The 25,479-nt window shown below is 43.3% G+C and carries 26 protein-coding genes and 1 riboswitch; of the genes, 24 read left to right on the plus strand and 2 right to left on the minus strand.

Annotated features, from left to right (window positions below; translation table 11 throughout):
- Positions 1 to 6: 6 nt before the first annotated feature.
- Positions 7 to 127: riboswitch (FMN riboswitch) on the plus strand.
- 60 nt (positions 128 to 187) lie between these two features.
- From LA20533_RS07855 to LA20533_RS07890, 8 genes are all read left to right on the plus strand, one after another.
- Positions 188 to 781 carry an ECF transporter S component gene (locus LA20533_RS07855; RefSeq protein ID WP_054745127.1) on the plus strand — a complete coding sequence of 198 codons (594 nt, stop codon included), beginning with the start codon at positions 188 to 190 and terminating at the stop codon, positions 779 to 781.
- 62 nt (positions 782 to 843) lie between these two features.
- Positions 844 to 1,395 (plus strand): LysM peptidoglycan-binding domain-containing protein, encoded by a 552-nt coding sequence (locus tag LA20533_RS07860; RefSeq protein ID WP_056946105.1) that lies wholly within the window; start codon positions 844 to 846, stop codon positions 1,393 to 1,395.
- A gap of 42 nt (positions 1,396 to 1,437) precedes the next feature.
- A complete protein-coding gene (cmk, locus tag LA20533_RS07865; RefSeq protein WP_056946106.1) occupies positions 1,438 to 2,109 on the plus strand; it encodes a (d)CMP kinase in 672 nt (223 codons plus the stop codon).
- Between the two features lie 59 nt (positions 2,110 to 2,168).
- A complete protein-coding gene (gene rpsA, locus LA20533_RS07870) occupies positions 2,169 to 3,356 on the plus strand; it encodes a 30S ribosomal protein S1 (RefSeq protein ID WP_054745121.1) in 1,188 nt (395 codons plus the stop codon).
- A 168-nt stretch (positions 3,357 to 3,524) separates the two neighbouring features.
- Positions 3,525 to 4,832: a ribosome biogenesis GTPase Der gene (gene der / locus LA20533_RS07875; protein WP_056946107.1), complete on the plus strand. Its 1,308-nt coding sequence runs from the start codon at positions 3,525 to 3,527 to the stop codon at positions 4,830 to 4,832.
- A 213-nt stretch (positions 4,833 to 5,045) separates the two neighbouring features.
- A complete protein-coding gene (locus LA20533_RS07880; protein WP_054745118.1) occupies positions 5,046 to 5,321 on the plus strand; it encodes an HU family DNA-binding protein in 276 nt (91 codons plus the stop codon).
- Between the two features lie 202 nt (positions 5,322 to 5,523).
- Positions 5,524 to 6,741: a carboxylate--amine ligase gene (locus LA20533_RS07885; protein ID WP_201779026.1), complete on the plus strand. Its 1,218-nt coding sequence runs from the start codon at positions 5,524 to 5,526 to the stop codon at positions 6,739 to 6,741.
- 101 nt (positions 6,742 to 6,842) lie between these two features.
- Positions 6,843 to 8,099 carry a tetratricopeptide repeat protein gene (locus LA20533_RS07890; protein ID WP_056946108.1) on the plus strand — a complete coding sequence of 419 codons (1,257 nt, stop codon included), beginning with the start codon at positions 6,843 to 6,845 and terminating at the stop codon, positions 8,097 to 8,099.
- Between the two features lie 42 nt (positions 8,100 to 8,141).
- Here the strand turns inward: LA20533_RS07890 and LA20533_RS07895 are convergent, their stop codons facing one another.
- Positions 8,142 to 9,032 (minus strand): YitT family protein, encoded by an 891-nt coding sequence (locus LA20533_RS07895; protein WP_056946109.1) that lies wholly within the window; start codon positions 9,030 to 9,032, stop codon positions 8,142 to 8,144.
- An 89-nt stretch (positions 9,033 to 9,121) separates the two neighbouring features.
- On the opposite strand from LA20533_RS07895, the gene LA20533_RS07900 reads away from it, so the two are divergent.
- From LA20533_RS07900 to LA20533_RS07915, 4 genes are all read left to right on the plus strand, one after another.
- Positions 9,122 to 10,330 (plus strand): CCA tRNA nucleotidyltransferase, encoded by a 1,209-nt coding sequence (locus LA20533_RS07900; protein ID WP_056946110.1) that lies wholly within the window; start codon positions 9,122 to 9,124, stop codon positions 10,328 to 10,330.
- Positions 10,331 to 10,356: 26 nt separating this feature from the next.
- Positions 10,357 to 10,809, plus strand: a complete 453-nt coding sequence (locus LA20533_RS07905) for a hypothetical protein (RefSeq protein WP_054745115.1) — start codon at positions 10,357 to 10,359, stop codon at positions 10,807 to 10,809.
- 127 nt (positions 10,810 to 10,936) lie between these two features.
- Entirely contained in the window at positions 10,937 to 11,908 is a 972-nt protein-coding gene (locus LA20533_RS07910; protein ID WP_056946423.1) for a thymidylate synthase, read from the plus strand.
- Positions 11,908 to 12,438: a dihydrofolate reductase gene (locus LA20533_RS07915; RefSeq protein WP_056946111.1), complete on the plus strand. Its 531-nt coding sequence runs from the start codon at positions 11,908 to 11,910 to the stop codon at positions 12,436 to 12,438. The genes LA20533_RS07910 and LA20533_RS07915 overlap by 1 nt, the downstream gene beginning before the upstream one ends.
- A 41-nt stretch (positions 12,439 to 12,479) precedes the next feature.
- Here the strand turns inward: LA20533_RS07915 and trhA are convergent, their stop codons facing one another.
- Positions 12,480 to 13,145, minus strand: coding sequence for a PAQR family membrane homeostasis protein TrhA (gene trhA, locus LA20533_RS07920; protein WP_054745110.1), 666 nt, complete (start codon positions 13,143 to 13,145; stop codon positions 12,480 to 12,482).
- 169 nt (positions 13,146 to 13,314) lie between these two features.
- On the opposite strand from trhA, the gene LA20533_RS07925 reads away from it, so the two are divergent.
- From LA20533_RS07925 to hslU, 12 genes are all read left to right on the plus strand, one after another.
- On the plus strand, positions 13,315 to 14,160 hold the full coding sequence (locus LA20533_RS07925) for a DegV family protein (RefSeq protein WP_056946112.1): 846 nt from the start codon (positions 13,315 to 13,317) through the stop codon (positions 14,158 to 14,160).
- Positions 14,161 to 14,174: 14 nt separating this feature from the next.
- Positions 14,175 to 14,396, plus strand: a complete 222-nt coding sequence (locus LA20533_RS07930; RefSeq protein WP_054745310.1) for a YozE family protein — start codon at positions 14,175 to 14,177, stop codon at positions 14,394 to 14,396.
- Positions 14,397 to 14,431: 35 nt separating this feature from the next.
- The gene (locus LA20533_RS07935) at positions 14,432 to 15,868 is read left to right on the plus strand and encodes a S41 family peptidase (RefSeq protein WP_056946114.1); all 1,437 of its coding nucleotides are present in this window, start codon (positions 14,432 to 14,434) and stop codon (positions 15,866 to 15,868) included.
- 21 nt (positions 15,869 to 15,889) lie between these two features.
- Entirely contained in the window at positions 15,890 to 16,312 is a 423-nt protein-coding gene (gene arsC / locus LA20533_RS07940; RefSeq protein WP_056946115.1) for an arsenate reductase (thioredoxin), read from the plus strand.
- Positions 16,313 to 16,429: 117 nt separating this feature from the next.
- Positions 16,430 to 17,278, plus strand: coding sequence for a ribosome biogenesis GTPase YlqF (gene ylqF / locus LA20533_RS07945; protein ID WP_054745104.1), 849 nt, complete (start codon positions 16,430 to 16,432; stop codon positions 17,276 to 17,278).
- A complete protein-coding gene (locus LA20533_RS07950) occupies positions 17,271 to 18,086 on the plus strand; it encodes a ribonuclease HII (RefSeq protein WP_082611550.1) in 816 nt (271 codons plus the stop codon). The genes ylqF and LA20533_RS07950 overlap by 8 nt, the downstream gene beginning before the upstream one ends.
- A gap of 58 nt (positions 18,087 to 18,144) precedes the next feature.
- On the plus strand, positions 18,145 to 18,990 hold the full coding sequence (dprA, locus tag LA20533_RS07955; RefSeq protein WP_056946116.1) for a DNA-processing protein DprA: 846 nt from the start codon (positions 18,145 to 18,147) through the stop codon (positions 18,988 to 18,990).
- 110 nt (positions 18,991 to 19,100) lie between these two features.
- A complete protein-coding gene (gene topA / locus LA20533_RS07960) occupies positions 19,101 to 21,176 on the plus strand; it encodes a type I DNA topoisomerase (protein WP_056946117.1) in 2,076 nt (691 codons plus the stop codon).
- Positions 21,177 to 21,282: 106 nt separating this feature from the next.
- Positions 21,283 to 22,614 (plus strand): methylenetetrahydrofolate--tRNA-(uracil(54)-C(5))-methyltransferase (FADH(2)-oxidizing) TrmFO, encoded by a 1,332-nt coding sequence (gene trmFO, locus LA20533_RS07965; protein ID WP_056946118.1) that lies wholly within the window; start codon positions 21,283 to 21,285, stop codon positions 22,612 to 22,614.
- Positions 22,614 to 23,543, plus strand: coding sequence for a tyrosine recombinase XerC (gene xerC / locus LA20533_RS07970; protein WP_371857342.1), 930 nt, complete (start codon positions 22,614 to 22,616; stop codon positions 23,541 to 23,543). Before trmFO ends, xerC begins: the two co-directional genes overlap by 1 nt.
- A gap of 3 nt (positions 23,544 to 23,546) precedes the next feature.
- On the plus strand, positions 23,547 to 24,080 hold the full coding sequence (hslV, locus tag LA20533_RS07975; RefSeq protein ID WP_054745100.1) for an ATP-dependent protease subunit HslV: 534 nt from the start codon (positions 23,547 to 23,549) through the stop codon (positions 24,078 to 24,080).
- 1 nt (position 24,081) lies between these two features.
- Positions 24,082 to 25,473, plus strand: coding sequence for an ATP-dependent protease ATPase subunit HslU (gene hslU, locus LA20533_RS07980; protein ID WP_056946119.1), 1,392 nt, complete (start codon positions 24,082 to 24,084; stop codon positions 25,471 to 25,473).
- Positions 25,474 to 25,479: the final 6 nt, after the last annotated feature.

Below are 25,479 nucleotides of genomic sequence, written 5' to 3' on the forward strand. Positions count from 1 at the left end.
CATAAATGTTGTCTTCAGGGCAGGGTGCAATTCCCGACCGGCGGTAAAGTCCGCGACCCAGGTAAAACTGGCTGAGTTGGTTAATTTCCAACACCGATAGTTAAAGTCTAGATAAAAGAAGACAGGCTTATTCACTTTGGAGAAGTCTGTTGCTGAAGCAACAGACTATTTTTGTTGAGGTGGAAAAATGTTGAAGAATGTAAATATCAAAAAGAACAGTCGGTTGAGTGTCCAGATTAGTTGGGCAATGCTTGGTGCGATGGCCTTTATCCTAATGCAGTTCTCTTTTCCGATCATCCCGGCCTTTCCGTATCTGAAGATGGACCTAAGTGACGTGATAGTTGCTGTTTCGGCCATGATTTATGGTCCGCTCGGCGCAACACTAATCGCGCTAATCAAAGCCACGTTGGATTTTCTAATTAAGGGTGCTAACTTGATGTCACTAGTTGGTGATGTGGCCGCATTTGCGGCATCAGTTTCCTTTGCTCTGCCACTTTATTACCTAACCAAGAAGAATAAGACGTTCTTTACCAAAATTGCGGGACTTGTCGCAGGCACATTAATGTTAACCTTTGTTCTTTCAGTTCTTAACTATGTAATTGTGACACCACTGTATATTTCTCTGGCTGGGTTTAAGCTGACCACATCATTGTTGAATTATATTTTATTCACTATCATCCCATTTAATCTGGTTAAAGGATTGGTGCTTTCAATTGCCACCTTTATCTTAATGAGTTCGTTGGTTCCGATCCTGCAAAGATATCTTAACCGCCAGAAATGAATTTAGATGGAAACTTAATTCCTCGTGTGTTAGAATTTAAACAGTAATTTTAGGAGTCCAACATGAGTGAATTAAAAAGGAATCAATCCGGAAAACATCGCAGTAAGCATGAACAACTGTCGCGGGTTCAGGGTAATAAAAGAAAGAAGAAAAATCGGCTAGCTGCGGTAGTTTTAATTATCGCAATCGCTTTTGTCGCCTTATTTCCGACTTTTCACTATTTCTTGAGCAATAACCCCACTGCGAAGGATGTGACTGTTCAATCTAGTCAGAGCAGTAAAGAGAGCTCGACAAAGTCACAAAAATCGAGCTCGACAAAGTCACAAAAATCGAGCTCGAAAAAATCACAATCATCTAGCGAGGTTGTGAAGAGTAGTTCGAGTTCTAGTGTCACAACAACATCAGCTAGTCATGCAGAGTCGAGCCAGAGTTCAACTACAAGTTCAACCACTGAGGAAACTGATACAAATGCGAATAGTTATACAGCTGTTCAGGGTGATTCATTGTATGCAATTGCCCAAGCTAATGGGGTGAGTATTGATGACTTATTGAGGTTAAATAATTTGACACTAGAATCACCGATTTACCCTGGTACGACCCTAAAACTCAAATAAACTTAGGAAGACGATAAGTCTTCCTTTTTTAAGGAGAAAAAAATGCAAGTTGCAATAGACGGTCCCGCTTCGGCCGGTAAGAGTACTGTTTCAAAGATTGTCGCCGAAAGGCTCTCATTCATCTATATTGATACAGGAGCAATGTACCGTGCTGTTACCTTATTGGCGATAGAGCGGGGAGTTGCTTTAAGCGATGAAGAAAGCATCACAACGTTGGCCAAAGCTATAATAATCGATTTCCGCTTGATTGATGGTGTTCAGCATATTTATATCAATCAGATTGATCGGACAGACGACATTCGCACACCTGAGGTGGCGGCTAATGTGTCCGCCGTATCCGCTATTGCCGGCGTTCGGGAGCAGATGGTGGCTCTACAGCGGAATTTAGCTGGTGAGCATGACGTCGTGATGGATGGCCGTGACATCGGGACAACAGTATTGCCGAATGCCAAAGTTAAAATATTTTTAACAGCTAGCGTTGAGTCACGCGCTAAAAGACGCCAAGAAGATTTTCAATCAAAAGGAATTAACCTTGCGCTTGCACAACTTGAGCAGGATATTTCCGCGAGGGACTACAAAGACTCTCACAGGGCCATTTCACCGCTAAAAAAAGCGCATGATGCTGTGGAAATCGACACCACGAACATGACAATTTCGGACGTGGTTGAGGCAATAATCGCAGTGGTGAAAAAAAATCAAGAGAAAAATAGCTAAAAAGCTAGTAAAATTCTTAGTTTTACTCTAAAATATAAAAGAGACATTGGGAGGTACTTATGGTAGACAATAATAATTTTATGATGGATGCTCTACAAGAAATGAATGGGGTTGAAGTCGGCAAGATTGTTAACGTTGAAGTGTTAACAGTTGAAGATAGCCAAATCGTCGTTGGTGTGGTCGGTGCCGGCGTCGAAGGAACAATTCAAAAGAAAGAATATACACACGATTATAATGCAAAATTGCAAGATCTCGTTAAAGTTGGCGATCAGTTTGAGGCATTAGTTCTGAGAAAAGCAAGTGGTGATAAGGAAAATGGTGAATTCCTCTTTAGCACAACTCGCTTGAAAGAGAGAGAGGCCTTTAAGGCACTCGAAGCTGATTTCGAAGCTGGCAAAGTTATTGAGGGTAAAGTTACAGGCTCAGTTCGTGGTGGCCTATTGGTGGATGTTGGTACAAGAGGATTCTTACCGGCATCACTGATCAGCGATCACTACGTGTCAGACCTCAAGCCGTACATTGGTCAAACTTTGCAACTAAAAATTTCAGAAATCGATGCAACAAAGAACAGACTTGTGTTGAGCAGAAAAGACCTACTTGCACAAGAGCACGAAGAAGCTTTCGAACGTGTTGCATCTAAGTTGATGGTTGGCGATGTGGTTACAGGCAAAGTTTCTCGTCTAACCAGCTTTGGCGCATTTGTCGATCTTGGTGGTGTGGATGGACTTGTTCATATTTCCGAGATTTCATACAAGCGTGTTGAAAAGACTAGTGATGTGTTGAAACCTGATCAAGAAATACAGGTTAAGGTAATCGGTATTGATACTGACAAGCAACGTATTTCGCTTTCAATCAAGCAAACTGAAGTCTCACCTTTTGAAAAGGCGACTAACGAAATCAAGCCTGGCGATATCGTCGATGGTGAAGTTAAATCATTAACTGATTTCGGGGCTTTTGTTGAGATTGCAAATGGTATCCAAGGTTTGGTACACGTTTCTGAAATTGCTAACGAGCATGTCAAGGTTCCCTCAGACAAGCTGGCAGTTGGTGATAAGGTTCAAGTTAAGGTACTAAGCATCGACACCAATGAAAGACGAATTTCATTGTCAATCAAGCAAGTCAACGAACCTGCCGACGACAATGATAGTAAAGCAGATTCTGATGAAGATGTGACTAAGAAGTATTTAGCTGATCAAGATAATGGGTTTGCGGTTGGCGACCTCATTGGTGATCAATTAAAAGACTAAATGAAATAGAAACAATTAGTGAGCCAGTACGGTCAGCTTCTGAGCACTAGTGAATTCATTCAAGATTTACTAAGTAAGTCAAAGAATGTAGAACTAGGCGGAAGAGGTTGTACAGGCGAACACAATTAAGCTGACCTCAAGTCAGCTTTTTTTAGAGGAGTTCAAGATATGAAAACGCCAGTAGTTGCGATAGTGGGTAGGCCCAATGTTGGTAAGTCCACGATTTTTAATAGAATAATCAATGAACGTGTTTCGATTGTCGAAGACACCCCTGGTGTAACGCGTGACCGAATTTATGCGCATGCAAATTGGCTCGGACGTAACTTTAGTCTCATCGATACCGGTGGTATCCAATTAGGTAATGATGAGTTTAACGAGGAGATTAAGGCACAGGCGGAAGTTGCAATTGATGAAGCAGACGTCATTGTCTTTCTAACGGATGTAACGGCTCATTTGACGCTGATGGATGAGACTATCGCTAAGATGCTGTTCAAAACCAACAAACCGGTTATTCTCGCGGTTAATAAAGCAGATAATCCAGAACAAAGAAATGATATTTTTGACTTCTACAGCCTGGGCTTAGGTGACCCAATTCCAATTTCCGGTGCTCATGGTACAGGAATTGGTGATTTACTTGACGAGATCATCAAGAACTTCCCTGAGGAGAACGAGTTAGAGGAAGATGATACGGTCAAATTTAGTTTTATCGGCCGTCCGAACGTCGGGAAGTCGTCACTTGTTAATGCCCTGCTTGGCGAGGAGCGCGTAATTGTGTCGGACATCGAGGGTACGACTCGTGATGCAATTGACACCAAATTTACTGCAGATGGAACCGAATTTACGATGGTCGATACTGCCGGAATACGCAAGCGCGGCAAAGTGTATGAGAAGACGGAGAAGTACGCCGTCATGCGTGCTTTGAGTGCGATTGACCGTTCCGATGTTGTTTTAGTAGTGATCGATGCCGAAACCGGAATTATCGAGCAGGACAAGCATGTCGCTGGTTACGCGCATGAAGCTGGTCGGGGAATTGTGATTGTGGTCAATAAGTGGGATCTCATCGAGAAGGACAATCATTCGATGAAGGAGTTTGAGACTAAAGTCCGTCAAGAATTTTCTTACCTAGAGTACGCACCAATAGTTTTCGTGTCAGCTAGGACTAAACAAAGGATAGCCAAATTACCAGAATTGGTCAAAAAAGTTCATGCAAATCAGAATCAACGGATTCAATCTGCTGTATTAAACGATCTCCTACTTGAGGCCACAAGAATAACACCAACGCCTTTGGTCAATGGGAAAAGGCTGCGAGTTTATTATATGACTCAAGTTGCAACAAATCCGCCAACTTTTGTGGTATTTGTCAACGATCCGGACCTACTTCATTTCTCATACCAGAGATTTTTGATTAATCAGTTACGCCAGAATTTTGACTTTACCGGAACGCCAATTAAGCTTATTCCACGGGAAAGAAAGTAGTTAAAGACGGGCTTTTCCATGTTTTGAGTCCTTTTATTGCCAAAAAACTCTAAAATAACGTTTTTTTCCAACTTTTTTGCAAAAAAAGCTTGTTGTTAAGCGGTTTCTGTGATAATTTTAAGACAAGAAAAGTGATGGCAACAACATTTTTCTCGTTTCTAGTAATAGGAATAAACTCTGAACAATGTGTTCAAACTTCGGGAGGTGAATTGAATGGCAAACAAAGCAGAATTAGTTGCAGAAGTAGCTAAGAAAGCTAAGTTGACTAAGAAAGATGCTGCAACAGCAGTAGACGCTGTTTTCAGTTCAATTGAAAAGGATCTTTCAAAAGGCAACAAAGTACAACTCATCGGTTTCGGTACTTTTGAAGTACGTAGCCGTGCAGCACGTAAGGGTCGTAACCCACAAACTGGCGCAGAGATTGAAATCCCTGCAAGCAAGGTACCTGCATTCAAACCAGGTAAGGCGCTTAAGGACGCAGTTAAATAATTACGGAAGCAAAACCGTTGGGGCTCTGAGCCTCAGCGGTTTGTTTTTTGTCCTGGTACCCAAAAGAGGCAAAAAAGGGGAAAAACCTTTTATTATGCTGATTTTCTGTAAATTAATTTGTTGCTGTTATTATTGAAAAAGGCTAGAATTCCTTTGTATACTCACATTAATAGTTTGAGCAAGAGAAGAGAGAGTTAATTTTTTGAAATCAAATTTTATTCCTGTAATTGTTGGGACAGATATTAATACGTACAACATGGCTATTTCGTTTCACCAAGAGTATGGCATTAAACCAATCCTGGTGGGTTCTGCGCCGCTACCGTTTACTAGACTTAGTAGTATCCCGGAGGCAATTGAGTACTTTCCAAAGCTTCATGATGAAACGGAGTTTGCTCACATTCTTTTACGAGTAGCGCAAAAATACCAGCGCACCGGTAAAAAGCTTCTGTTGGTGGGTACAAGTGATATTTACGTTCGCAATATCATCCTGAATGCAGAATTTCTCAAAAAGTATTATGTCTTTAACTATCCAAGTGCTGCAATCATGGATCAACTTCAGAATAAGAAAAGTTTCTATGAATTGTGTGATACGTTACAAATAGAGCACCCCAATACAATTTTTGTGGGGCGCAATGAAACACCGGAGCAGTTTGATGATAGCAAATTACAATATCCGCTAATTATTAAGCCTAGCAACGTCGTAGCTTATTTCGATATGCACTTTGCAGGTAAAGAGAAGGTTTATCGGGTGAAGACGAGAGATCAGGTACTTGGCGTTATCAAGTTACTGCGAAATGCTGGGTATGACGATGAACTGATAATCCAAGAGTTTATTCCCGGTGATGATACGAATATGTGGGATGGTGTGCTTTATGTTAACTCAAATCACAAAACCGAGTTGGTGGCATTGGGGCAAGTTGTCTTACAGGAACATACACCAACTGCGATTGGTAATCTGGTAGCAATTATTACCCGTAACAATCTACCCTTGATGAAGCAGATGCAGGAAATTTTGGAGAAGATTGGCTATACGGGATTTGCAAACTTTGATATTAAGTATGACAAACGTGATCAGAAGTTTAAGATATTCGAAATAAATATTCGCCAGGGCCGCTCTAGCTATTACGTAACTCAGACAGGACATAACATGGCTAAGTATTTGGTTGAAGATTGTGTCGCACAAAGAGAACTGCCGATTGAGTATAACCAATCTGAGTACCTGTTCTCGATTGTGCCAAAGATGGTGTTACGGCACTTTGTATTTAATCCCACAGTTAAGAAAGATATTCGTAGACTGATTCGACAAAAGAAGTGGGGTAATCCATTATTCTATTCGGCTGATCGTAGTTTGAAGCGAAGCAGTTACCTATTTGCTCGACAAGTGAACTACGTTAAGAAATATAGCCAAAATAAATGGTAGAAAATAAGCCGCGAAAATTTTCCCGGCTTATTTTTGATAGCGGCTCAAATAATTGGCGCTAAGAGAGAGTTAATAGTAGAATCTTCAAAGGAGATGATTAAATGAGTTATGCAGAGGATGCGTTACAACAAATTGAGCAAAATAAATTTACTGATTTAAAGAAAACCATTGATTTATCACTAAAGAATGACGAACCAGAGGTTATTGCTAGCCTCGCTGAGGAGCTTACCGCCTATGGCTTCAGTGATTATGCAAAAGACATATACCGCCAGCTCATTGCCGATTTTCCACAGGAAGATATTTTCAAAGTATATCTTGCCGAGATTCTAGTGAACGAGGACCAGATTTATGCTGGCTTGCAGCTTTTGTACGAAATCAATCCTGCTTCCACAGCGTATGTGCAATCCCTGCTTGTTCAGGCGGATTACTACCAGAGCGAGGGACTGGTTGAGGCAGCAGAACAAAAGCTGCTAGAGGCCACTAGATTAGCTCCTGACGAGGAAGTGGTCTGGTTTGCCTTGGCCGAGCTATTTTACGCAATTGGTAACTATAATAATGCGCTTGAATATTATCAGAAACTGATTCGGGAGAACATCCGCGAACTGAGCGGAGTTGATATCAATCGGCGCTTGGCAAATACTTGGGCACACATCGGTGAATTTGAACGAGCTTCAGACCTAATTGCCCAGTCCAACACCGATGAATTAGATATCAACGCGCAGTATGAGGGCGGCCTAATTTTCCTCCAAGCAGATAGAATCAAGGAGGCAATCGAGGCGTTTAATAGCGTGATTGAAGTACAACCAGACTACGTTAATGTCTATCCCAACTTGGCCCTGGCGTATCAGCAGGAACACGATAATGACAACGTCCTTGCAACTGCTCAAATCGGTCTGAGCTACAATAAATTTGATGAGGTTTTGTACGATCTTGGCTCTAAGGCAGCTGCTAATCTACAGGATTATCAAACTGCAATTAAGCTGCTCGAAGATGGACTAGCCGTTAATCCGGATAACTCTAGCTTAAGATTATCACTCAGCAATCTCTATTTGCAGCAAGGTGAGCATGAGAAGAATATTGGGTTGTTTGAGGAGATTGCAGATGAAGAGATTGAAGATCAGGCCCACTGGAATCTGGCGGTATCCTATGATTCGTTGGATGAATTAGAAAAGGCACGCCCACAATATTTATTGGCGTACCGTAGTTTCAATGATAATACCGATTTCTTACTTCAGGTTATCCACCTCTTCCAAGAACTTGGTGATACAACTAGTTTGAAACTAGCACTCAACTCTTATCTGAAACTCCAGCCTGAGGATTTCGAAATGCAAGAACTGCTCCAGAGTCTTGACGAGTAAGTCATAGGTATTCATACGAAAATTATTTGATTAACTAGGTAGTTACCGACGGGTAAACAGCCTAGTTTTTTTCTTGTTGTGGGAAAAACCTTCACCAAAAGCCTCATGCACATCTATAATGGAAATGAATGCATTGGAATCTTCTTGCATGATGAGTTCCTTCAATGCAGGTATCTCGGCGCGACTGACCACTGAATAGATGACTTTCTTCTGATCTTGCTCAAATCCGCCTTCGGCCATCAAGTATGTATAGCCTCGCTCCAATTTCAAATCGATCATCTGACCAATTTCCGCGTACTTTTGGCTGATAATGAGCACACCTTTAGCACTGTATGAGCCTTCCTGGGTGAAGTTCACGACGTTTGAAAAGACAAATGAAGCAAAGAGGGTGTACATCATCTGCTTAACGTTCAGGTAGGAAAGAGACGCTGTCAAGACAAGAAAGTCGACTGTCAGAAGAGTTCGACCAATCGGGAGGTTGAAACGTATTTCTAGTATTCTGGCGATGATATCCGTCCCACCCGTTGTACCACCAAACTTGAATACAATTCCAGCACCAAATCCGCCTATCAATCCAGCAAGAATTGCGGCAATAAATAAATCATGTTCAATATTTAATTGCGATATAATAGGGATACGTTGCCAGATAAAAAGGGCGAGGGCGAGGGAGCCTGTGCCCCAAATCGTGTAGAAAAGTGCTTTTTTGCCCATCGAACGATATCCTAATAGAATCAATGGTATATTTAAGATAATCGTCGAGATAGCGGGATCAATGTGGAACCAGAAGCGCAGAATCAATGTGATACCGGTTAAGCCGCCCTCTGCCAAATTATTTTGAATATTAATGGCAACAACACCTAGTGCGTAGATGGCGGTGCCTAGCATGATCATGAGCAGTGTGCCACTCTCGTGTAGTAATGTTTTTTTAGTCATTCCACAATTCCTCCCTAGATACTAATGTAGCACCATTCGACGCTAGACACTATGATAATACATAAAAATTAAAAAGGACGGCAAGCTTGATGATTGTTGAAGACTTACCACAAATTTTCAAAGAAGCACGACCCATAATTAAAAATCTTGAACAGGCTGGTTTTAAGGCGTATTTCGTTGGCGGATCAGTCCGCGATCTCTTACTGAAACGACCAATTCATGACGTTGATATTGCAACTAATGCTTATCCAGCCGAGGTGAAGCGGATCTTTCCCGTGACGATTGACACAGGTATTCAACACGGTACGGTCACCGTGAAATATGGCGAAGAGTTCTACGAGGTAACGACTTTCAGAACAGAATCGACCTACCAGGACTTCAGACGTCCGGATCATGTAGAATTTGTCCAGAATCTCAGCGAAGATTTAAAGCGCCGTGATTTCACAATAAATGCTTTAGCAATGGCTGGTAGCGGTGAGATTATCGACCATTTTGGTGGCATTACCGACCTGAATAATAAAGTTGTTCGAGCTGTCGGTGAGGCACGTGAGAGGTTTCATGAAGATGCGCTAAGAATGATGCGTGCGGTCCGATTTGTAAGCCAATTAGGGTTTACTTTAGAGCGGGATACGAAGAAGGCCATTACAGAGAACCGTGAGCTGCTTCACCATATTGCAGTGGAGCGAATTAGAGAGGAGTTCTTGAAGCTTGGCTTGGGGCCGGACAGTAAGGATGGCTTTAGTGTGCTTATCGATTCCGAATTAATAGAAGATTTACCACTCCTAGCTGGTAAAAGCAGCTTGTTAAAAAATTATCTAACATTAAATTTTTTTCCAACAACGGAACCGATTTTTTGGGCGTTAATTATTGTTTTAATTAAACTGACCAATGATGAGGTTCGTGCATTTATGCGAACTTGGAAAAACTCGAATGAAGTTGCACATCAGGTTCAACAAATCGTTGAGTGTTTCGACATAGTGAGTGAGCGTGAATTGACAAACCGTGAGTTATTCGATTTCGGTGTGACTACATTAGCTTCGACGATTGACTTAGCTGATATTCTGGGAGAACCAGTCAATGGGGTGGTCCTGATTGACAGGTATAACCACCTACCGCTAAAGGATGCCCACGAGCTTGCCGTTGATGGACGTTTCCTGATGGCAAACCTGGGAATTCCCGCAGGACCACGGATTGGGCGATTGCTCCAACTAACGCTCGATGCCATCCTCGCTGGTCAAATAAAAAATAATCAAAAAAGTATCGCAAAGTATGTTAAAAAAATCACAAGTGTGGTATGATATTTTCAGAAAGCGAGGGAAAGCATATGAAACATGTATTACAATCAGTAAAATTCTACTTTAGAAATGGCGATGTTTGGATTGTTGATCACAAGGATTTCAGTGATATTTGGATTTCACGTGTGACTACTAGTTATGGCAGAATCGATGGCGGGAAGATTGAAGAGATTCATCCTTGCAAATCTTTCCAAGCTGATATCATGCCAGATGCTGATCATGGTGGTGAAAACGATATTGCTGCCGTTCAGGCAGGAATGTTCGCCAGAGTTGTGAAATACCAAGACATTGAGAAGTGTGAAGTCCAATTTGGTGAAGAGGCAGCACTTGAAGAGCCCATCATGATTTACTTCCCATTCAAGCAAAAAGACGTAAACGGGTTGGATAATCAGTATCAAACAACTGAAATTTCAGAGAAAGACGGCCACCTGCACATCATGATTGACCGTGAGAAAACCGTCTTTGACGTTTATAATGACTAGTCAATTATTCGGCTAACCGACAAAGTTAATTAAATGAGTTAAGAGAGGTTGTTTTCTTAGCTTATTTTTTTTGTTCTTTGGTAAACTAGAATTAGTTAAAATCTTTTGGAAAGCTTTTGGGATTGCCATGAACAATAATGAACTGCAGTATCTCACACTTTTGAATAAGTTGGTAACAGAGGGAAATTTCAAAGAAGACAGGACAAAAACGGGCACTTATAGCCTATTTGGTTATCAAATGCGCTTTGACCTTCAAGAAAATTTTCCTTTGTTAACGACCAAGAAAGTACCGTTCCGCCTGATTGCAAGTGAGCTACTTTGGTTCTTGCATGGCGATACGAACATCAAATATTTGTTGGAAAATAATAATCATATTTGGGATGAGTGGGCTTTTTTGAACTATGTCAGAAGTACAGAGTATACAGGACCTGACATGACTGATTTCGGTCATCGTGTGCTCACCAATCTGGACTTCAAGCATCAGTATGAATTAGAGCATGCCAAGTTCGTCCAAAAAATTCTGACTGATGAACAATTTAGCCAGCGTTTTGGTAACCTTGGTCCGGTTTATGGTAAGCAATGGCGTGAGTGGCAGAGCAGAAACGGTGAGACAATCGACCAACTGCTCAATGTTGTCATGACAATCAAGAGTAATCCGGATTCGCGCAGGTTAATTGTCAGTGCTTGGAATCCTGAGGATGTACCGAGTATGGCGCTTCCCCCATGTCACTCGTTGTTTCAGTTCTATGTGCTCGATGGTAAACTCTCTTGTCAGCTGTACCAACGCTCTGGTGACGTCTTTTTAGGAGTACCATTTAATATCGCGAGTTATGCGCTACTCACGCATATCGTTGCTGATATCTGCGACCTAGAGGTGGGCGAGTTAGTCCACACATTTGGCGATGTGCACCTTTATGCAAACCACGTCGACCAGGCGAAGATGCAGTTAGCACGTACACCGAATGCGGGCCCGCAATTGCGTATCAATCACTTTAGTACACAAGTGAACGAACCAAATTTGTTTGACTATCAATTGACTGATTTCAACATCGTTAACTATCATCCACAAAATACAATAAAGGCACCGGTGGCAATCTAATGAAAAAAATCGCGTTTATTTGGGCTGAAAATAGCCTTGGTTATATTGGTAAAGATGGGGTCATACCTTGGAACTTGCCAGACGACATGCAGTTCTTCAAGGAACAGACGAAAGGGCATCCCGTTGTGATGGGACGTAGAACCTTTGACTCTTTGCACGTCAAACCTCTACCAGAGAGGGAGAATATTGTTCTGACGAGAAACCCGGATTGGAGTTATGCGGGTGTCACTGTTGTTCACTCTGTTGCTCAATTGCTGCATCACCTTGAGCAGATACCTTATGCAGAGGATGAAACAATTTTCGTAATAGGTGGAGCACAAATTTATGAAGCATTGGTCGGTGAGGTCGATCTTTTGTATATCACAAAAGTCCAGAATACCATTGCTGGTGACACCAAAATGCCCCAGATTGATTTAACTAAATTTGAACTCATAAAAGAGTTAGCGGGTCGTGTTGATGAACGAAATATTTATCCCCACCATTTCTATATCTATCAGCGTAATGATTTAGCAAGGCCAGGATTCAAATAAAAAAGGGCAGAAAATTTTCCGCCCTTTTTGCCTGAAATCGTTTATAGATAGAAGAGAATTGAAAAGTACATTAAGATTGAACCCAACATGACGAAAATGTGCCAAATTACATGGATAAATGGTACGTTTCTCATACTGTAGAGTAATGCCCCGAATGTATATGCAACGCCACCACTGACGAGCAACATGAAACCCGTCGGTCCAAGTGTCGCCACAAGGGGCTTTGAGGCTAGTATGACTAGCCACCCCATAATGATATAGAGAATAGTCTCGAATTTGCCGTACTTCCCGACTAGGAAAATTTTGTAGAGAATTCCGAGCACTGCAAGCACCCAAATTAGCACAAACATGATCCAGCCAAACCGCCCGCCAACACCGACCAACGTGTACGGTGTGTATGAACCAGCGATTAGGATAAAGATTGAGCTGTGATCAAATATCTGAAATACATGACGTGCTCGTGTAAAGACTAAGCTATGGTAAAGAGTCGAAAAGAGGTACAGCAGAATTAGGGAACTACCGTAGATAATGAACGAGACCAGCTTGAGTGTATCATGCTCCGGGATCGTTTTGATAATTAGCATTACTAGTCCCGCTACCGAGAGGAAGAAGCCGATACCATGAGTCACCGCCCCAAATGTTTCATTCACAATGTTGTAGGCCTTTGATCTGGGCTCTGGCACTTTAAAAAGTTCGCTAATTCGCATAAATATTCATCCTCATTCTGTAAATTTAACATTTAATTTATGATATGGCTTTCCACATTTGATATACTGATATGTAGTAACTAGTGTCTGCTCGACTCATCAGATACGTGGAGGCTACTAAGTAATGTTAACACATTTACAAATACTTATTTGAAATGGAAGTAAAAAATTGACGAAAATTAAATTAGTAACCGACTCTTCAGTCCAACTAACACCAGCAGAGATTGAACAATACCAGATTACAATTGTACCATTGACCATTAACATTGACGGGCAGAACTACGTCGATGAGGTGGATATCTCACGAAAGGAATTCGTGCAGAAGATGGAACTAGCTAAGGACTTGCCATCAACGTCTCAACCGGCCATCGGCAAGTTCGTCGAGGTCTTTCAGGAATTAATTGCAGATGGTAGTCAGGTACTCGCGATTATGATGGCGGAATCACTCAGCGGGACGGTAAATGCCGCAAGGCAGGCGGTGCAGATTCTAGAAACAGATGCCATTACAGTGGTTGACTGCGAGTATACGGACCGTGCCCAAGGGCAGCAGCTCATCGCGGCAGCGAAGGATATCGCGGCAGGGCACTCAATGGATGAAGTTGTTGCCCATGTCAAGCAAATTCAGGAAAACACCTACCTTAAGTTGGTTGTGGTTAACCTCGACAACATCATCAAGGGCGGACGACTTGGTAAGACAACCGGTCGTATTGCTACGCTACTGAATATCAAAGCAATCCTAAAGATGCAGGGCGGTAAGCTTGAGATTGCACAGAAGGGTCGTGGGCAAAAGACGGTGAATAAATTCAAGCAAGAAGTCATTGATACGATTAAGAAATACAAGAACATCGTTGAGATTGGCTTGTCGCACGTCGACGCTGAAGCTGAAATGAACGAGTTTGCTGACCAAATTCATGCGGTTAATCCCACTGTGCCTATTTTGGTACGTGAGACTAGTTCGGTTGTGGCAACTCATGCTGGTCGCGGCGCATTTGCAGTGATTTTTTATACAGAATAGGGCTGATAAATTTGATGAGACAAAGTTTCTACCAGTACTTAATGACGCTCAGAAATCCTGACAGTCACACCATGATTGCAGAGTTTGCCAATAATGCGTTTAATGACCAATATTTTCCTAAACAGATGCAGGATTATGAAGAATTATCTAATTATTTGGAACTGAATGGTAGCTATTTACCTAACATGGATGTGTTCGATGAGGCATACAGGATGTACCTGGATAAAATGAATTAAAAACAGTAAATTTAAAGTGGAACTAGGATAGTTAGATGAAAAAAGCAAATGAGAACAAGAAGCGGGTTGTCTTTTCGCGAAAAAACACATTCTTAATCGCTCTTGCCAGCCTTCTGGTAGGAGCTTTTTTAACATTAGCAATTGTGCTGACAGTACTGAATGAACAGGCGGCAGAGAAGCCGGTCGGCTTGGCGAAAGTTGAGCAGGTTTATCAACAACTACAGCAACGCTACTACAAGAAAATTTCTGCCACAAAATTACAGCAAGGTGCTATTTCTGGTATGCTTGACGCTCTAGGAGATCCTTATTCGATTTCTTTGAATGACAGTCAGACAAAGCAGGTAAACCAAACAATCACCGGTACTAATTTTGGTGGCGTTGGCGTGACGGTGGTCTCTAAAAATAAACAGGTTGTAATCGACTCTATTATGCCAGAAACTCCTGCTGCAAAGAGCAATCTTAAAGCCGGTGACCTTATTTTGGCCGTTGATAAGACGACAATCAAGGATGGTGATATCAGTCAAGCCTCAAGTTTAATTCGTGGCAAGGTTGGTACCAAGGTAACGATTAAGGTGCAGCGTGACAAGGAATCGTTTAATGTGACGCTCACACGGGCGAAGATTACGCAAAGTAGCCTCACTACAAAGATGCTGGATGATCAACTAGCTTACATCGCCATCAGCCAGTTTGACACAAATACAGGTAAGGACTTGAGAAAGAACTTAAGCGCTTTTGAGAAGCAGGGTGTGCGGAAAGTAATTATCGATGTTCGGGGGAATCCTGGTGGTGTTATGGATGCGGCCTTAGAGAGCGCTGCACAGTTTGTGCAGAACAAGAAGATAATCATGCAATACCAGGGTAAGACTGGCAAACCGGAAATTATTAAGTCTAGTACAAAGATTCGGGGACGCAAGCGGATTACCACCATTAAACCAATTATTTTAATCGACGGTAATAGCGCGAGTGCGGCTGAGATTTTCGCCGCCGCACTAAAACAGTCGGCTGGGGCAAAGCTTGTCGGTCAGACATCATACGGTAAGGGAACCGTTCAGGAAGTTAACGGTACTGACCCGAACTTCGAGTATAAGTACACGGTAGCCAAGTGGCTCACACCTGACGGTACATGGATTAATCATAAGGGCTTGAAACCGGACATCGCAGTTGCGGTTCCTAGTTATATGAAGTTAACCGGCTTCACTAGTGGTGAAACGTTAAAAGCAAATACAATGGGTTTGGATGTTTCGGTATTGCAACAGTACCTCATGGCACTAGGATATCTGAATAATCATCTGACAGGTGTCTATGATACTGCTACTCTTACCGCTGTCAAAAAGTTTCAGACAGCTAATAATCTTCCAGTTAAGGGTGAGGTTGATGCAACCAATCAGAATAAGTTATATGAATTAATTGCACTCAAAGCACAAAACGATGACCAGACTCTCAGTACGGCGGTTGCTGAGGCGAAGAAATAAGAAACGGTGGGGGAAAGAGAAATGCCACAAGTATATTTTTTATGTACGGGAAATTCGTGTCGAAGCCAAATGGCGGAGGGTTTTGCCAAGAAGATTCTGGGATCGGATTGGCGTGTTGCAAGTGCGGGGGTTGAAGTACACGGTCTGAATCCACGTGCGGTCGAAGTGATGGCCGAAAGTGGTGTAGACATCTCCAAAAATGTTTCAACTCTGATTGATGGCGACTATCTCATGAGCAGTGATTTAGTGGTTACGCTTTGTGGTGACGCGCGTGATCGTTGTCCAGCGACACCGGCTAATATTGTGAAAGAACATTGGCCAGTGGCAGACCCAGCCCAAGCAACAGGAACGGAGTCGGAGATAATGGCGGCTTTTCGTAGCGCCAGGGACGAAATAGAGCAGCGACTATTAGATTTACAAGAACGTGTTGCGAAGAAACACTAACATTCTAAATTAAACGTAATAATGCTAAAATAGAACGTGCTAGTCACGTTCTTTTTTTGAGACGTGCTTTTAGAAAAAAGATATTTAGTCTAAAGAATATAGAGGAGGGGCCGCTAGATGGCAAATATTCAATGGTATCCAGGACACATGAACAAGGCCAAGAACCAAATTATTGATATTCTTGAACTGGTTGATGTCGTCATCGAGGTGGTTGATGCGCGTATTCCATTATCCTCACGTAACCCGTTAATTGAAAAGTTGGCCCAGAAAAAGCAGCATTTAATTGTCCTAAATAAAGCTGACTTGGCTGATCCAGTCGAGACGAAACGTTGGGTTACTTATTTCAGCAATTTAGGTCATGAATTTGTCATCGCACTGGATGCTAAGCATAACTCACAGATTGAGCAACTTGTGACGTTGATCAAGCAGGCTACTGCTGCTAAAACAAAGAAGATTATGGCAAAGGGTGCACTCAGTCCAACCATCAGGGCTGTTTGTGTCGGCATCCCGAACTGTGGTAAATCGACTATCTTGAACCGTTTAGTTGGGAAGAATGTCGCAGTCGTAGGCGATCGTCCCGGCGTGACCAAGAACCAGAATTGGCTGAAAGCAAAGGGCAACATTCAAGTACTCGACACGCCTGGAATTTTGTGGCCCAAGTTTGATGATCAGGAGGTAGGCTACAAGCTCGCCGCCTGTGGTGCGATTAAGGATAGTATCTTCCATGCGGATGACGTTGCAATTTATCTCTTGGATTTCTTAAAGACCAACTATACGCGCCAGTTACGAGAATTTACTAGAGTAACAGATTTAGACGCACAGAGTACGCCAGAATTGTTGTTGCAGTTAACCAAGCAGTTCGGTTATCGAGACGACTATGACCGTTTCGCATTAATACTGTTACAACGATTCAGAAAGCTGAAGCTCGGCCGAATATCATTAGATTGGGTGGCGCATAATGACTAGGCAGGATCGACCACTAACAGAAACTAAACAGCCGAGTCTTTTGGCACTAAAAGATATTCTATTTACTAATTCGCTCCCACCTAGCGCAGAGTTTTTAGCAGCGCTCGCAAAAGACACGCGCAGTGGGGCACAGAAATTACGTCAAAGATACGAGAAAGGACTTTTACAGGAAGCAAAAAGAAGTGCAGCCTTCGAGGCAAGATTTGCTCTTGAACGTGAATATTGGACCACACACAAGTATATTGCAGGTGTTGACGAAGTAGGACGTGGCCCGTTAGCGGGTCCTGTTGTGTCAGCCGCAGTGATCTTGCCAAAAGACTTCAGTGTGTTAGATGTTAACGACTCGAAGCAGCTCACTAAACATAAGCGTGACGAATTATTTCTGAAAATTATTGAACAGGCAGTCGCAGTAGGCATTGGCATAGAGAGCGCGCAAGTAATTGACCAAGTGAATATTTATGAAGCAACCAGACTGGCGATGGCGGCGGCTGTCTCACAGCTAGATATTCAACCGACATTACTGCTAGTAGATGCGATGCAGGTACCCGTGGAGATTGAACAGGTACGGCTGGTTAAAGGTGATGCCAAAAGCAACTCGATTGCGGCGGCAAGCATCGTGGCCAAGGTGCTGCGTGACCGTTTGATGGACTCTTACGATGCTGTTTTCCCTGGCTACGGTTTCTCTAGTAATGCAGGCTATGGCACAAATGAGCATCTTTTGGGGCTAGAGCGCTTGGGTGCTTGTTTCATTCACCGCCGGTCTTTTGCGCCTGTCTCACAGTATCTTGTTGCTCAGGATAAAAATTAAAAACTAAATAAATGTTTATCTCCTTTTTTTGCGTATATATAGCAAAGGAGATTTTTTTATGAACAAAACAGAATTCTTACTATTAACGAAGATGAGTCAAAAATACAAGTACCGTGAAATGCTCGAACTAACCAGCAAACTGTCAGAGGTAGACGATGTCAATCTGACGACACTTAAAGCGGTTGTGCCGGATCTGGAACTACTGTATCAGCTTCAGCAAATTATATTTGACTTAGAACTGCGCAGGAATGTTCAGCGGATTAAGAAGATTTGCGGTGTAATATCATTTTTCGATGCTGCCTACCCGGAGAAACTCCGGGAAATCTACCGCCCACCGCTATTGTTGTTTTATCAGGGCGATATTCGGTTACTAAATGGACATGGTGTAGCGATTGTGGGCGCCAGAAAGAATTCTGCCTATAGCCGTCAAATTCTACAGGAGTTAGTGCCTGCGCTGGTGGCGAAACAGAAAATAATTATTTCGGGTCTTGCAGAGGGTGTTGACTGCCTGGCCCATGAGTACGCGTTGGCTGCTGGTGGGGCAACGATTGGTATTATTGGCAGTGGGGTGAATCACTTCTATCCTGAACGGAATCACGCATTGCAAAAGCAGGTGGCGAAAAAAGGATTATTGTTGAGCGAGTACCTGCCAGACACGCCACCCGCCCGTTTTAGATTTCCCGAGCGCAACAGATTAATCGCTGGGGTTGCTGAGGACGTAGTTGTGACCGAGGCAAGACAAAGAAGTGGCTCCCTAATCACTGCCAATGTTGCGCTACAAGAAAATCGCAATGTTTTCGCTATTCCAGGCCCAATCACGAGCCCGCTTTCAGCGGGAACAAATGAACTAATTGCCGCGGGTGCGACACCAATCATTGATTTTTCATTAGACAATTTCTCCTAATTATGGAATGATAGAGTCTGCTGACATATTGGATTTAATTTATTGACAGAAATTTTTTTATATTTTAGACTTAGTCTAATTTTTGTCAGTAAACAGGAAGGGGCTTTTTAATGCCTAAGAAGAATCTCGTGATTGTAGAATCACCTGCTAAAGCCAAAACTATTGAAAAATATCTGGGGCGCAATTATCATGTTGTGGCTAGCCTCGGACATATTCGTGATTTGCCAAAGTCGCAGATGGGAATCGATTTCGAACATAATTATGAACCAAAGTACATATCCATTCGTGGTAAGGGCGAAACCATCAAGAATCTTAAAAAAGAGGCGGCAAAGGTTGATAACGTTTATCTCGCGGCCGATCCGGACCGTGAGGGTGAGGCCATCGCGTGGCATGTGTCGCATATTCTGGGATTACCCGATGGCTCAAAGAACCGCGTGGTTTTCAATGAAATAACAAAAGATGCCGTGAAAAATTCGTTTAAGACGCCACGTTCGATTGATATGGATCTAGTCGACGCACAGCAGGCTCGTCGTGTCTTAGACCGGATCGTTGGATACTCTATCTCACCTATTCTGTGGGCGAAAGTGAAGAAGGGTCTGAGTGCTGGTCGTGTTCAATCTATCGCACTCAATCTGGTTATCACGCGTGAAAAGGAAATAAAGGCGTTCAATCCTGAAGAGTACTGGACGATTGACGCAGAGTTTGCTAAAGGTAGAACCAAATTTGTCAGCTCCTTTTATGGTGTGAATGGCAAGAAAAAAGAGTTAAAAAACAACGATGAAGTAAAAGAGTTACTGGGTCAAATAGATAAGAATAAACCATTTGACATTACTGCGGTCGTCAAAAAGGAACGGCGGCGCCAGCCAGCTGCTCCCTTTACCACCAGCTCACTCCAACAAGAAGCTAATAAACGGTTGAACTACAAGACTAGAAAGACCATGATGATTGCGCAACAGCTTTACGAGGGAATTAACCTCGGTAAAGAGGGCACGGTCGGTTTGATTACGTACATGAGAACGGACTCTAAGCGGATCTCAAGCGTTGCTAAGCACGATGCTGCTAAGTTTATTCATGAGGAATACGGGGAACAGTTCGCAGCCCATAAGCCACAAACGGTAAAGAACCAAGAAGGAGCCCAAGATGCCCATGAGGCAATCCGGCCATCAAGTGTTTTTCGGACGCCAGAGAGCTTGAAAGACATCCTCTCGCGGGATCAAATGCGACTATACCAGCTGATTTGGTCTCGCTTCGTTGCCAGTCAGATGACCGCAGCGGTTTATGATACCGTACGGGCGGATATCGAGCAAAATGGTGTTACTTTTAGGACCAACGGCTCCAAGATTAAATTTGCGGGTTTCACGAAAGTATATGATCTGAGTGATGCGAAAACAAGTAAGAAGGACGAATTACCAGAGCTTTTGGAGGGTGAGCAGGTCAAACTTTCTAAGACCGATCCTGCACAGCACTTCACGCAGCCGCCAGCTCGTTACACAGAAGCAAGCTTAGTCAAAGCGCTTGAGGAGAATGGCGTCGGTCGGCCATCAACTTACGCACCGACGATAGATACGATTCAAAAACGATATTACGTGAAGCTCGAAGGGAAGTCGTTTGTGCCGACTGACTTGGGTGAAATTGTCGATGCGTTGATTGAAGAGTTCTTCCCAGATATTGTAAATATTGACTTCACAGCGCAACTTGAAAATGATCTAGACTCCGTCGAAGAAGGTCAGAAGAATTGGGTGACTGTGGTCGACGAGTACTACAAGCCATTTGAGAAAGAGCTGACTAAGGCAGACTCTGAAATCGAGAAAGTTCAGATAAAGGATGAACCAGCCGGCTTCAATTGTGATATCTGTGGTGCACCGATGGTCATTAAACTAGGCCGTTTCGGTAAGTTTTATGCTTGTTCACGTTTCCCAGATTGTCGTAACACCAAGCCGATAGTCAAGGAAATTGGCGTGACATGTTCGAAATGTCATATTGGCCAAGTGGTTGAGAAGAAATCTAAGCGTAACAGATTATTTTATGGTTGTTCTCGCTATCCAGAATGTGATTTCGTTTCATGGGACCGGCCAATTGGCCGAGACTGTCCTAAGGATGGCCATTTCTTGGTTGAGAAGAAGGTTAAGGGCGGTCGCCGGGTTGTGTGTCCGAACGGTGATTACGAAGAAGAGATTCAAAAATAATATTTGTTAAATTTTAATATCATTGGTGCGAAACCGGTTACTTAATTCGCTACTAAATGATATTATTTTTTTATGCAATTAAATATTGAAAATATGAGGATAGCAGATGAAACCAGTAATCAATGTGATTGGCGGAGGACTAGCCGGAGCCGAGGCAGCATGGCAAATTGCACAACACCCAGATGTGACAGTAAAGTTATATGAGATGCGCCCGAAGAAGATGACGCCCGCGCACCAATCGCAGAATTTTGCTGAGTTAGTTTGTACCAACTCAATGCGGTCAAATGAATTGACGAACGCTGTTGGACTTTTGAAAGAAGAGATGCGTCAGTTCAACTCGCTTATCATGGCGGCAGCAGATGCCAATCGCGTCCCAGCCGGTGGGGCGTTAGCCGTTGATCGTGATCACTTTTCGGCATTCGTAACCAATAAGCTATTGAGTATGCCAAACATCGAGGTTATCCAGGATGAGGTAACAGAACTGCCCCGCGCTGGTGTAACGGTTGTGGCAACGGGTCCGTTGACCAGTCCCGCGCTGGCTGAGCAAATCAAGCAGCTAAACGGGCAGGATAGCCTCCATTTCTTTGACGCGGCCGCACCGATTGTTTCCTCAGACTCCATCGATATGACGAAAGTCTACAAAAAGTCCCGCTACGATCGTGGCGAGGCAGCTTACTTGAATTGCCCGCTGACTAAGGGCGAGTTTGAGCTCTTTTATAATGAATTGGTCAAGGCGGAGACTGCTGAACTGCACGGATTTGAGGATGAAGGGGTCTTTGAGGGTTGCATGCCAATCGAGGTGATGGCAGCCCGTGGATTTAAGACAATGCTCTTTGGTCCGTTGAAACCTGTTGGACTGGAGAACCCAGCGACAGGTGAGGAACCGTTTGCGGTGATCCAGTTACGTCAGGATGATGCGCAGGCGACGATGTATAACATCGTTGGTTTCCAGACCCATCTGAAATGGCCCGAGCAAAAGCGGGTGTTTAGGTTAATTCCGGGACTGGAGCAGGCCGAATTTATTCGTTACGGTGTGATGCACAGAAATACCTACCTCAACTCACCACTTTTATTAAAGCAAAATTACGAATCGAAGATGCAATCCGGCTTATTTTTTGCTGGACAGATGACGGGAGTTGAGGGATACGTAGAAAGTGCTGGAAGCGGACTAGTGGCCGGGTTAAATGCCTATCAAGCAGCAATGGGGCTCGCACCCATCATCTTCCCGGAAACGACAGAGCTTGGTGGGATGGCCCACTACATCACCCACGCAAATGCAAAACATTTCCAACCGATGAATGCTAACTTCGCACTCGTGCCAACGTTATCTACGCGGATTCGCCAAAAGAAAGAACGCAATCTAGCGCTCTCTCAGAAAGCATTAGCTGATTTAGCAAATTTTCAACAAGAAATTTCTAGACAAGAGGTAATTAATTGATCGAAGATTCTGAAGACCAAATACAGCAATTTCTACACTATTTGACAAATGAACGGCGTTACTCAGTAAATACGGTTTTAGCATACAAGAAGGATTTGGCCAGTTTCGTGCAATTCTTGACAGAAAATGGGGGCTTTACCGGTTTCTCAAACGTTTCTAATCGAGATGTTGAATTATTTATGGCATTCTTAGATGATAAGGGCAATAAACGTGATAGCATTGCGCGAAGGATATCAGCGTTACGCTCCTTTTACCACTTCTTAATTAAGCGTGAAATACTACGTAAAAACCCAACTGAGTCGGTCTACTTGCGTACGAATGAGAAGAAGTTACCCCGTTTCTTCTATGAGCAAGAGATGGTGGCTTTATTTGCTGCAACTACGGGAGAGGCACCTCTAGACAGACGAAATGCCGCGTTACTGGAATTATTTTATGCAACAGGAATGCGTGTGAGTGAGGTAGCAGACTTGACCATTGCTCAGCTCGATTTGACGCTAAAGATTATCTTGGTCCATGGTAAGGGTAATAAAGATCGCTACGTGCCATTTGGTGAACACGCCAAAAAGGCTTTGACCGACTATCTCGATAATGTGCGCCCCGAGCTTCTAGCTAAATCTGGTCAAACTAACGACTATGTCTTCTTGAACAATCGTGGTGGTAAGATTACTAGTAGGGGGATTACGTATGTGTTGGACAGAATAATTGAGAAGTCCGCACTATCAGCGAAGATTCACCCGCATATGTTGCGGCATACTTTCGCCACCCAAATGTTAAATAACGGAGCAGATTTAAGAACTGTTCAAGAATTGCTGGGACATAGTTCATTATCGACCACACAGGCGTATACTCATGTCACGATGGAACATTTACAACATGATTACCAAAAGTATTTTCCACGTAACAGCAACGAATTAAAGAAAGAGGATTAATTAATGACAACAATTAGTGCAGTGAAATTTAACGGTGTAACCGCAATTGCCGGTGACGGTCAGGTCACAATGGGCGAAAAAGTGATTAGTAAGCAAACTGCCAGAAAGATTCGCCGGATTTATAACGATCAGGTCGTGATTGGCTTTGCCGGCGGTGTGGCCGACGCCGTCACCCTTCAGGAAAGGTTGGAGAACAAACTAGAGGCTTATTCTGGCAATCTGAAACGTGCTGCTGTTGAACTTGCTCGGGATTGGCGTAAAGATCCCACCTTGCAGAAGCTGGAGGCTCTCTTGATTGCTTTTAATGCGGAAGATTTGCTACTCATATCAGGTGGTGGTGAGGTGCTAGAGCCCGATGAGAACGTTGTGGCGATTGGTTCTGGCGGTAACTTTGCACAAGCTGCTGCCGTAGCAATGATTAGACATGCAAGTGACATGAGTGCAACTGAGATTGCAGAGGAATCGGTCCGCATTGCTAGTGGTATCGACGTTTACACGAATGACGATATCAAAACCGATATGCTGAAGGAGAATTAGGATGGCAGTTCAAACACCAAAGGAAATTGTTGCAGTATTAGATGAATATATTATTGGTCAAAATGAGGCCAAGAAGGCTGTCAGTGTCGCTCTCTATAATCGGTACAGAAGAATGCAGCTTTCTAAAGAGTTACAACAGGAAATTACACCGAAGAATCTCCTGATGGCAGGACCAACGGGTGTTGGTAAAACCGAAATTGCGCGCAGACTAGCAAAGATTGTCGAAGCGCCCTTTGTCAAGGTTGAAGCGACAAAGTTTACAGAGGTTGGCTATGTTGGTCGGGATGTCGAATCCATGGTGCGTGACCTTGTTGATGTTGCGGTAGCCATGGAAGAGAAAGACCAAATGAGTCGGGTTCGTGCAAGTGCCACAGCGGAAGCGGACAAAAAACTGGTTAGATTACTCGTTCCTGGTATCAAAAAGGAAAAACGCCAGAATAACATGCAAGAGATGATGAGCTTGTTGATGAGTGGCCAAAATCCCGCTGAAGGTGAGCCTGAGGAAGAGGTTGACGACAATGTCTTGAACCAAAGACTTTCGGTAAAGGAGCAGCTGGATCGCGGCTTACTTGAAAATACGGATGTGACAATTGAGGTTGAAGAGGCTGGCAAAGTTAATCCGATGAACGATATGATGGGCCAGATGGGCATTGATATGAACTCGATGATGAGTGGTCTCATGCCGAAGAAGAAAATCAAGCGCACCCTACCAGTCTCAAAGGCACGTGAGTTATTGGTTCAAGAAGAGTCCAAGAAGTTGATTGATTACGATCAGATTTATCAAAACGCCATTGAACGCAGCATGCAGGATGGAATTATTTTCATCGATGAGATTGATAAGATTACAAGTGGTGAGAAGAAGCAATCTGGCGAGGTCTCGCGTGAAGGGGTGCAAAGAGATATCCTGCCAATCGTTGAGGGATCAACGGTTAGCACAAAGTATGGACCTGTGAAAACTGACCACATCCTCTTCATCGCTGCCGGGGCCTTTGCGGAGTTGAAGCCAAGTGATTTAATTCCGGAACTTCAAGGACGCTTCCCGATTCGTGTAGAATTAAATGCGTTGACTAAAGAGGACTTCGAACGAATTCTGAAGGACCCCACCAACTCTTTGATTAAGCAGTACATCGCCTTAATGAATGCCGACGGTATTAAATTGGTCTTCACGCAGGAAGCAATCTCTCGCATCGCCCAAATCGCCTTTGACGTCAACCAGGGGACGGAGAATATTGGTGCCAGACGCCTATCTACAATTCTGGAAAAGCTCTTGGAGGATGTCTTGTACGAAGGACCAGACATGCAGATGGGTGAAATTTCCATCACAGAAGACTATGTAAACGATAAATTACGTGATATTATCACAGATAAGGATCTCACTAGGTTTATCCTGTAATGAGCA

Origin of the sequence: Amylolactobacillus amylophilus DSM 20533 = JCM 1125 (assembly GCF_001936335.1) — a bacterium.
In the GTDB taxonomy this organism is placed as follows: domain Bacteria; phylum Bacillota; class Bacilli; order Lactobacillales; family Lactobacillaceae; genus Amylolactobacillus; species Amylolactobacillus amylophilus.

Coding starts and splice junctions, on each gene's coding strand:
- hslU (WP_056946119.1), top strand. CDS start 24,082: ATGGCAGTTCAAACACCAAAGGAAATTGTTGCAGTATTAGATGAATAT.
- LA20533_RS07855 (WP_054745127.1), top strand. CDS start 188: ATGTTGAAGAATGTAAATATCAAAAAGAACAGTCGGTTGAGTGTCCAG.
- LA20533_RS07910 (WP_056946423.1), top strand. CDS start 10,937: ATGAACAATAATGAACTGCAGTATCTCACACTTTTGAATAAGTTGGTA.
- LA20533_RS07890 (WP_056946108.1), top strand. CDS start 6,843: ATGAGTTATGCAGAGGATGCGTTACAACAAATTGAGCAAAATAAATTT.
- LA20533_RS07915 (WP_056946111.1), top strand. CDS start 11,908: ATGAAAAAAATCGCGTTTATTTGGGCTGAAAATAGCCTTGGTTATATT.
- hslV (WP_054745100.1), top strand. CDS start 23,547: ATGACAACAATTAGTGCAGTGAAATTTAACGGTGTAACCGCAATTGCC.
- ylqF (WP_054745104.1), top strand. CDS start 16,430: ATGGCAAATATTCAATGGTATCCAGGACACATGAACAAGGCCAAGAAC.
- trhA (WP_054745110.1), bottom strand. CDS start 13,145: ATGCGAATTAGCGAACTTTTTAAAGTGCCAGAGCCCAGATCAAAGGCC.
- dprA (WP_056946116.1), top strand. CDS start 18,145: ATGAACAAAACAGAATTCTTACTATTAACGAAGATGAGTCAAAAATAC.
- LA20533_RS07950 (WP_082611550.1), top strand. CDS start 17,271: ATGACTAGGCAGGATCGACCACTAACAGAAACTAAACAGCCGAGTCTT.
- rpsA (WP_054745121.1), top strand. CDS start 2,169: ATGGTAGACAATAATAATTTTATGATGGATGCTCTACAAGAAATGAAT.
- LA20533_RS07935 (WP_056946114.1), top strand. CDS start 14,432: ATGAAAAAAGCAAATGAGAACAAGAAGCGGGTTGTCTTTTCGCGAAAA.
- der (WP_056946107.1), top strand. CDS start 3,525: ATGAAAACGCCAGTAGTTGCGATAGTGGGTAGGCCCAATGTTGGTAAG.
- cmk (WP_056946106.1), top strand. CDS start 1,438: ATGCAAGTTGCAATAGACGGTCCCGCTTCGGCCGGTAAGAGTACTGTT.
- LA20533_RS07880 (WP_054745118.1), top strand. CDS start 5,046: ATGGCAAACAAAGCAGAATTAGTTGCAGAAGTAGCTAAGAAAGCTAAG.
- arsC (WP_056946115.1), top strand. CDS start 15,890: ATGCCACAAGTATATTTTTTATGTACGGGAAATTCGTGTCGAAGCCAA.
- LA20533_RS07895 (WP_056946109.1), bottom strand. CDS start 9,032: ATGACTAAAAAAACATTACTACACGAGAGTGGCACACTGCTCATGATC.
- trmFO (WP_056946118.1), top strand. CDS start 21,283: ATGAAACCAGTAATCAATGTGATTGGCGGAGGACTAGCCGGAGCCGAG.
- LA20533_RS07860 (WP_056946105.1), top strand. CDS start 844: ATGAGTGAATTAAAAAGGAATCAATCCGGAAAACATCGCAGTAAGCAT.
- LA20533_RS07930 (WP_054745310.1), top strand. CDS start 14,175: ATGAGACAAAGTTTCTACCAGTACTTAATGACGCTCAGAAATCCTGAC.
- LA20533_RS07905 (WP_054745115.1), top strand. CDS start 10,357: ATGAAACATGTATTACAATCAGTAAAATTCTACTTTAGAAATGGCGAT.
- LA20533_RS07900 (WP_056946110.1), top strand. CDS start 9,122: ATGATTGTTGAAGACTTACCACAAATTTTCAAAGAAGCACGACCCATA.
- topA (WP_056946117.1), top strand. CDS start 19,101: ATGCCTAAGAAGAATCTCGTGATTGTAGAATCACCTGCTAAAGCCAAA.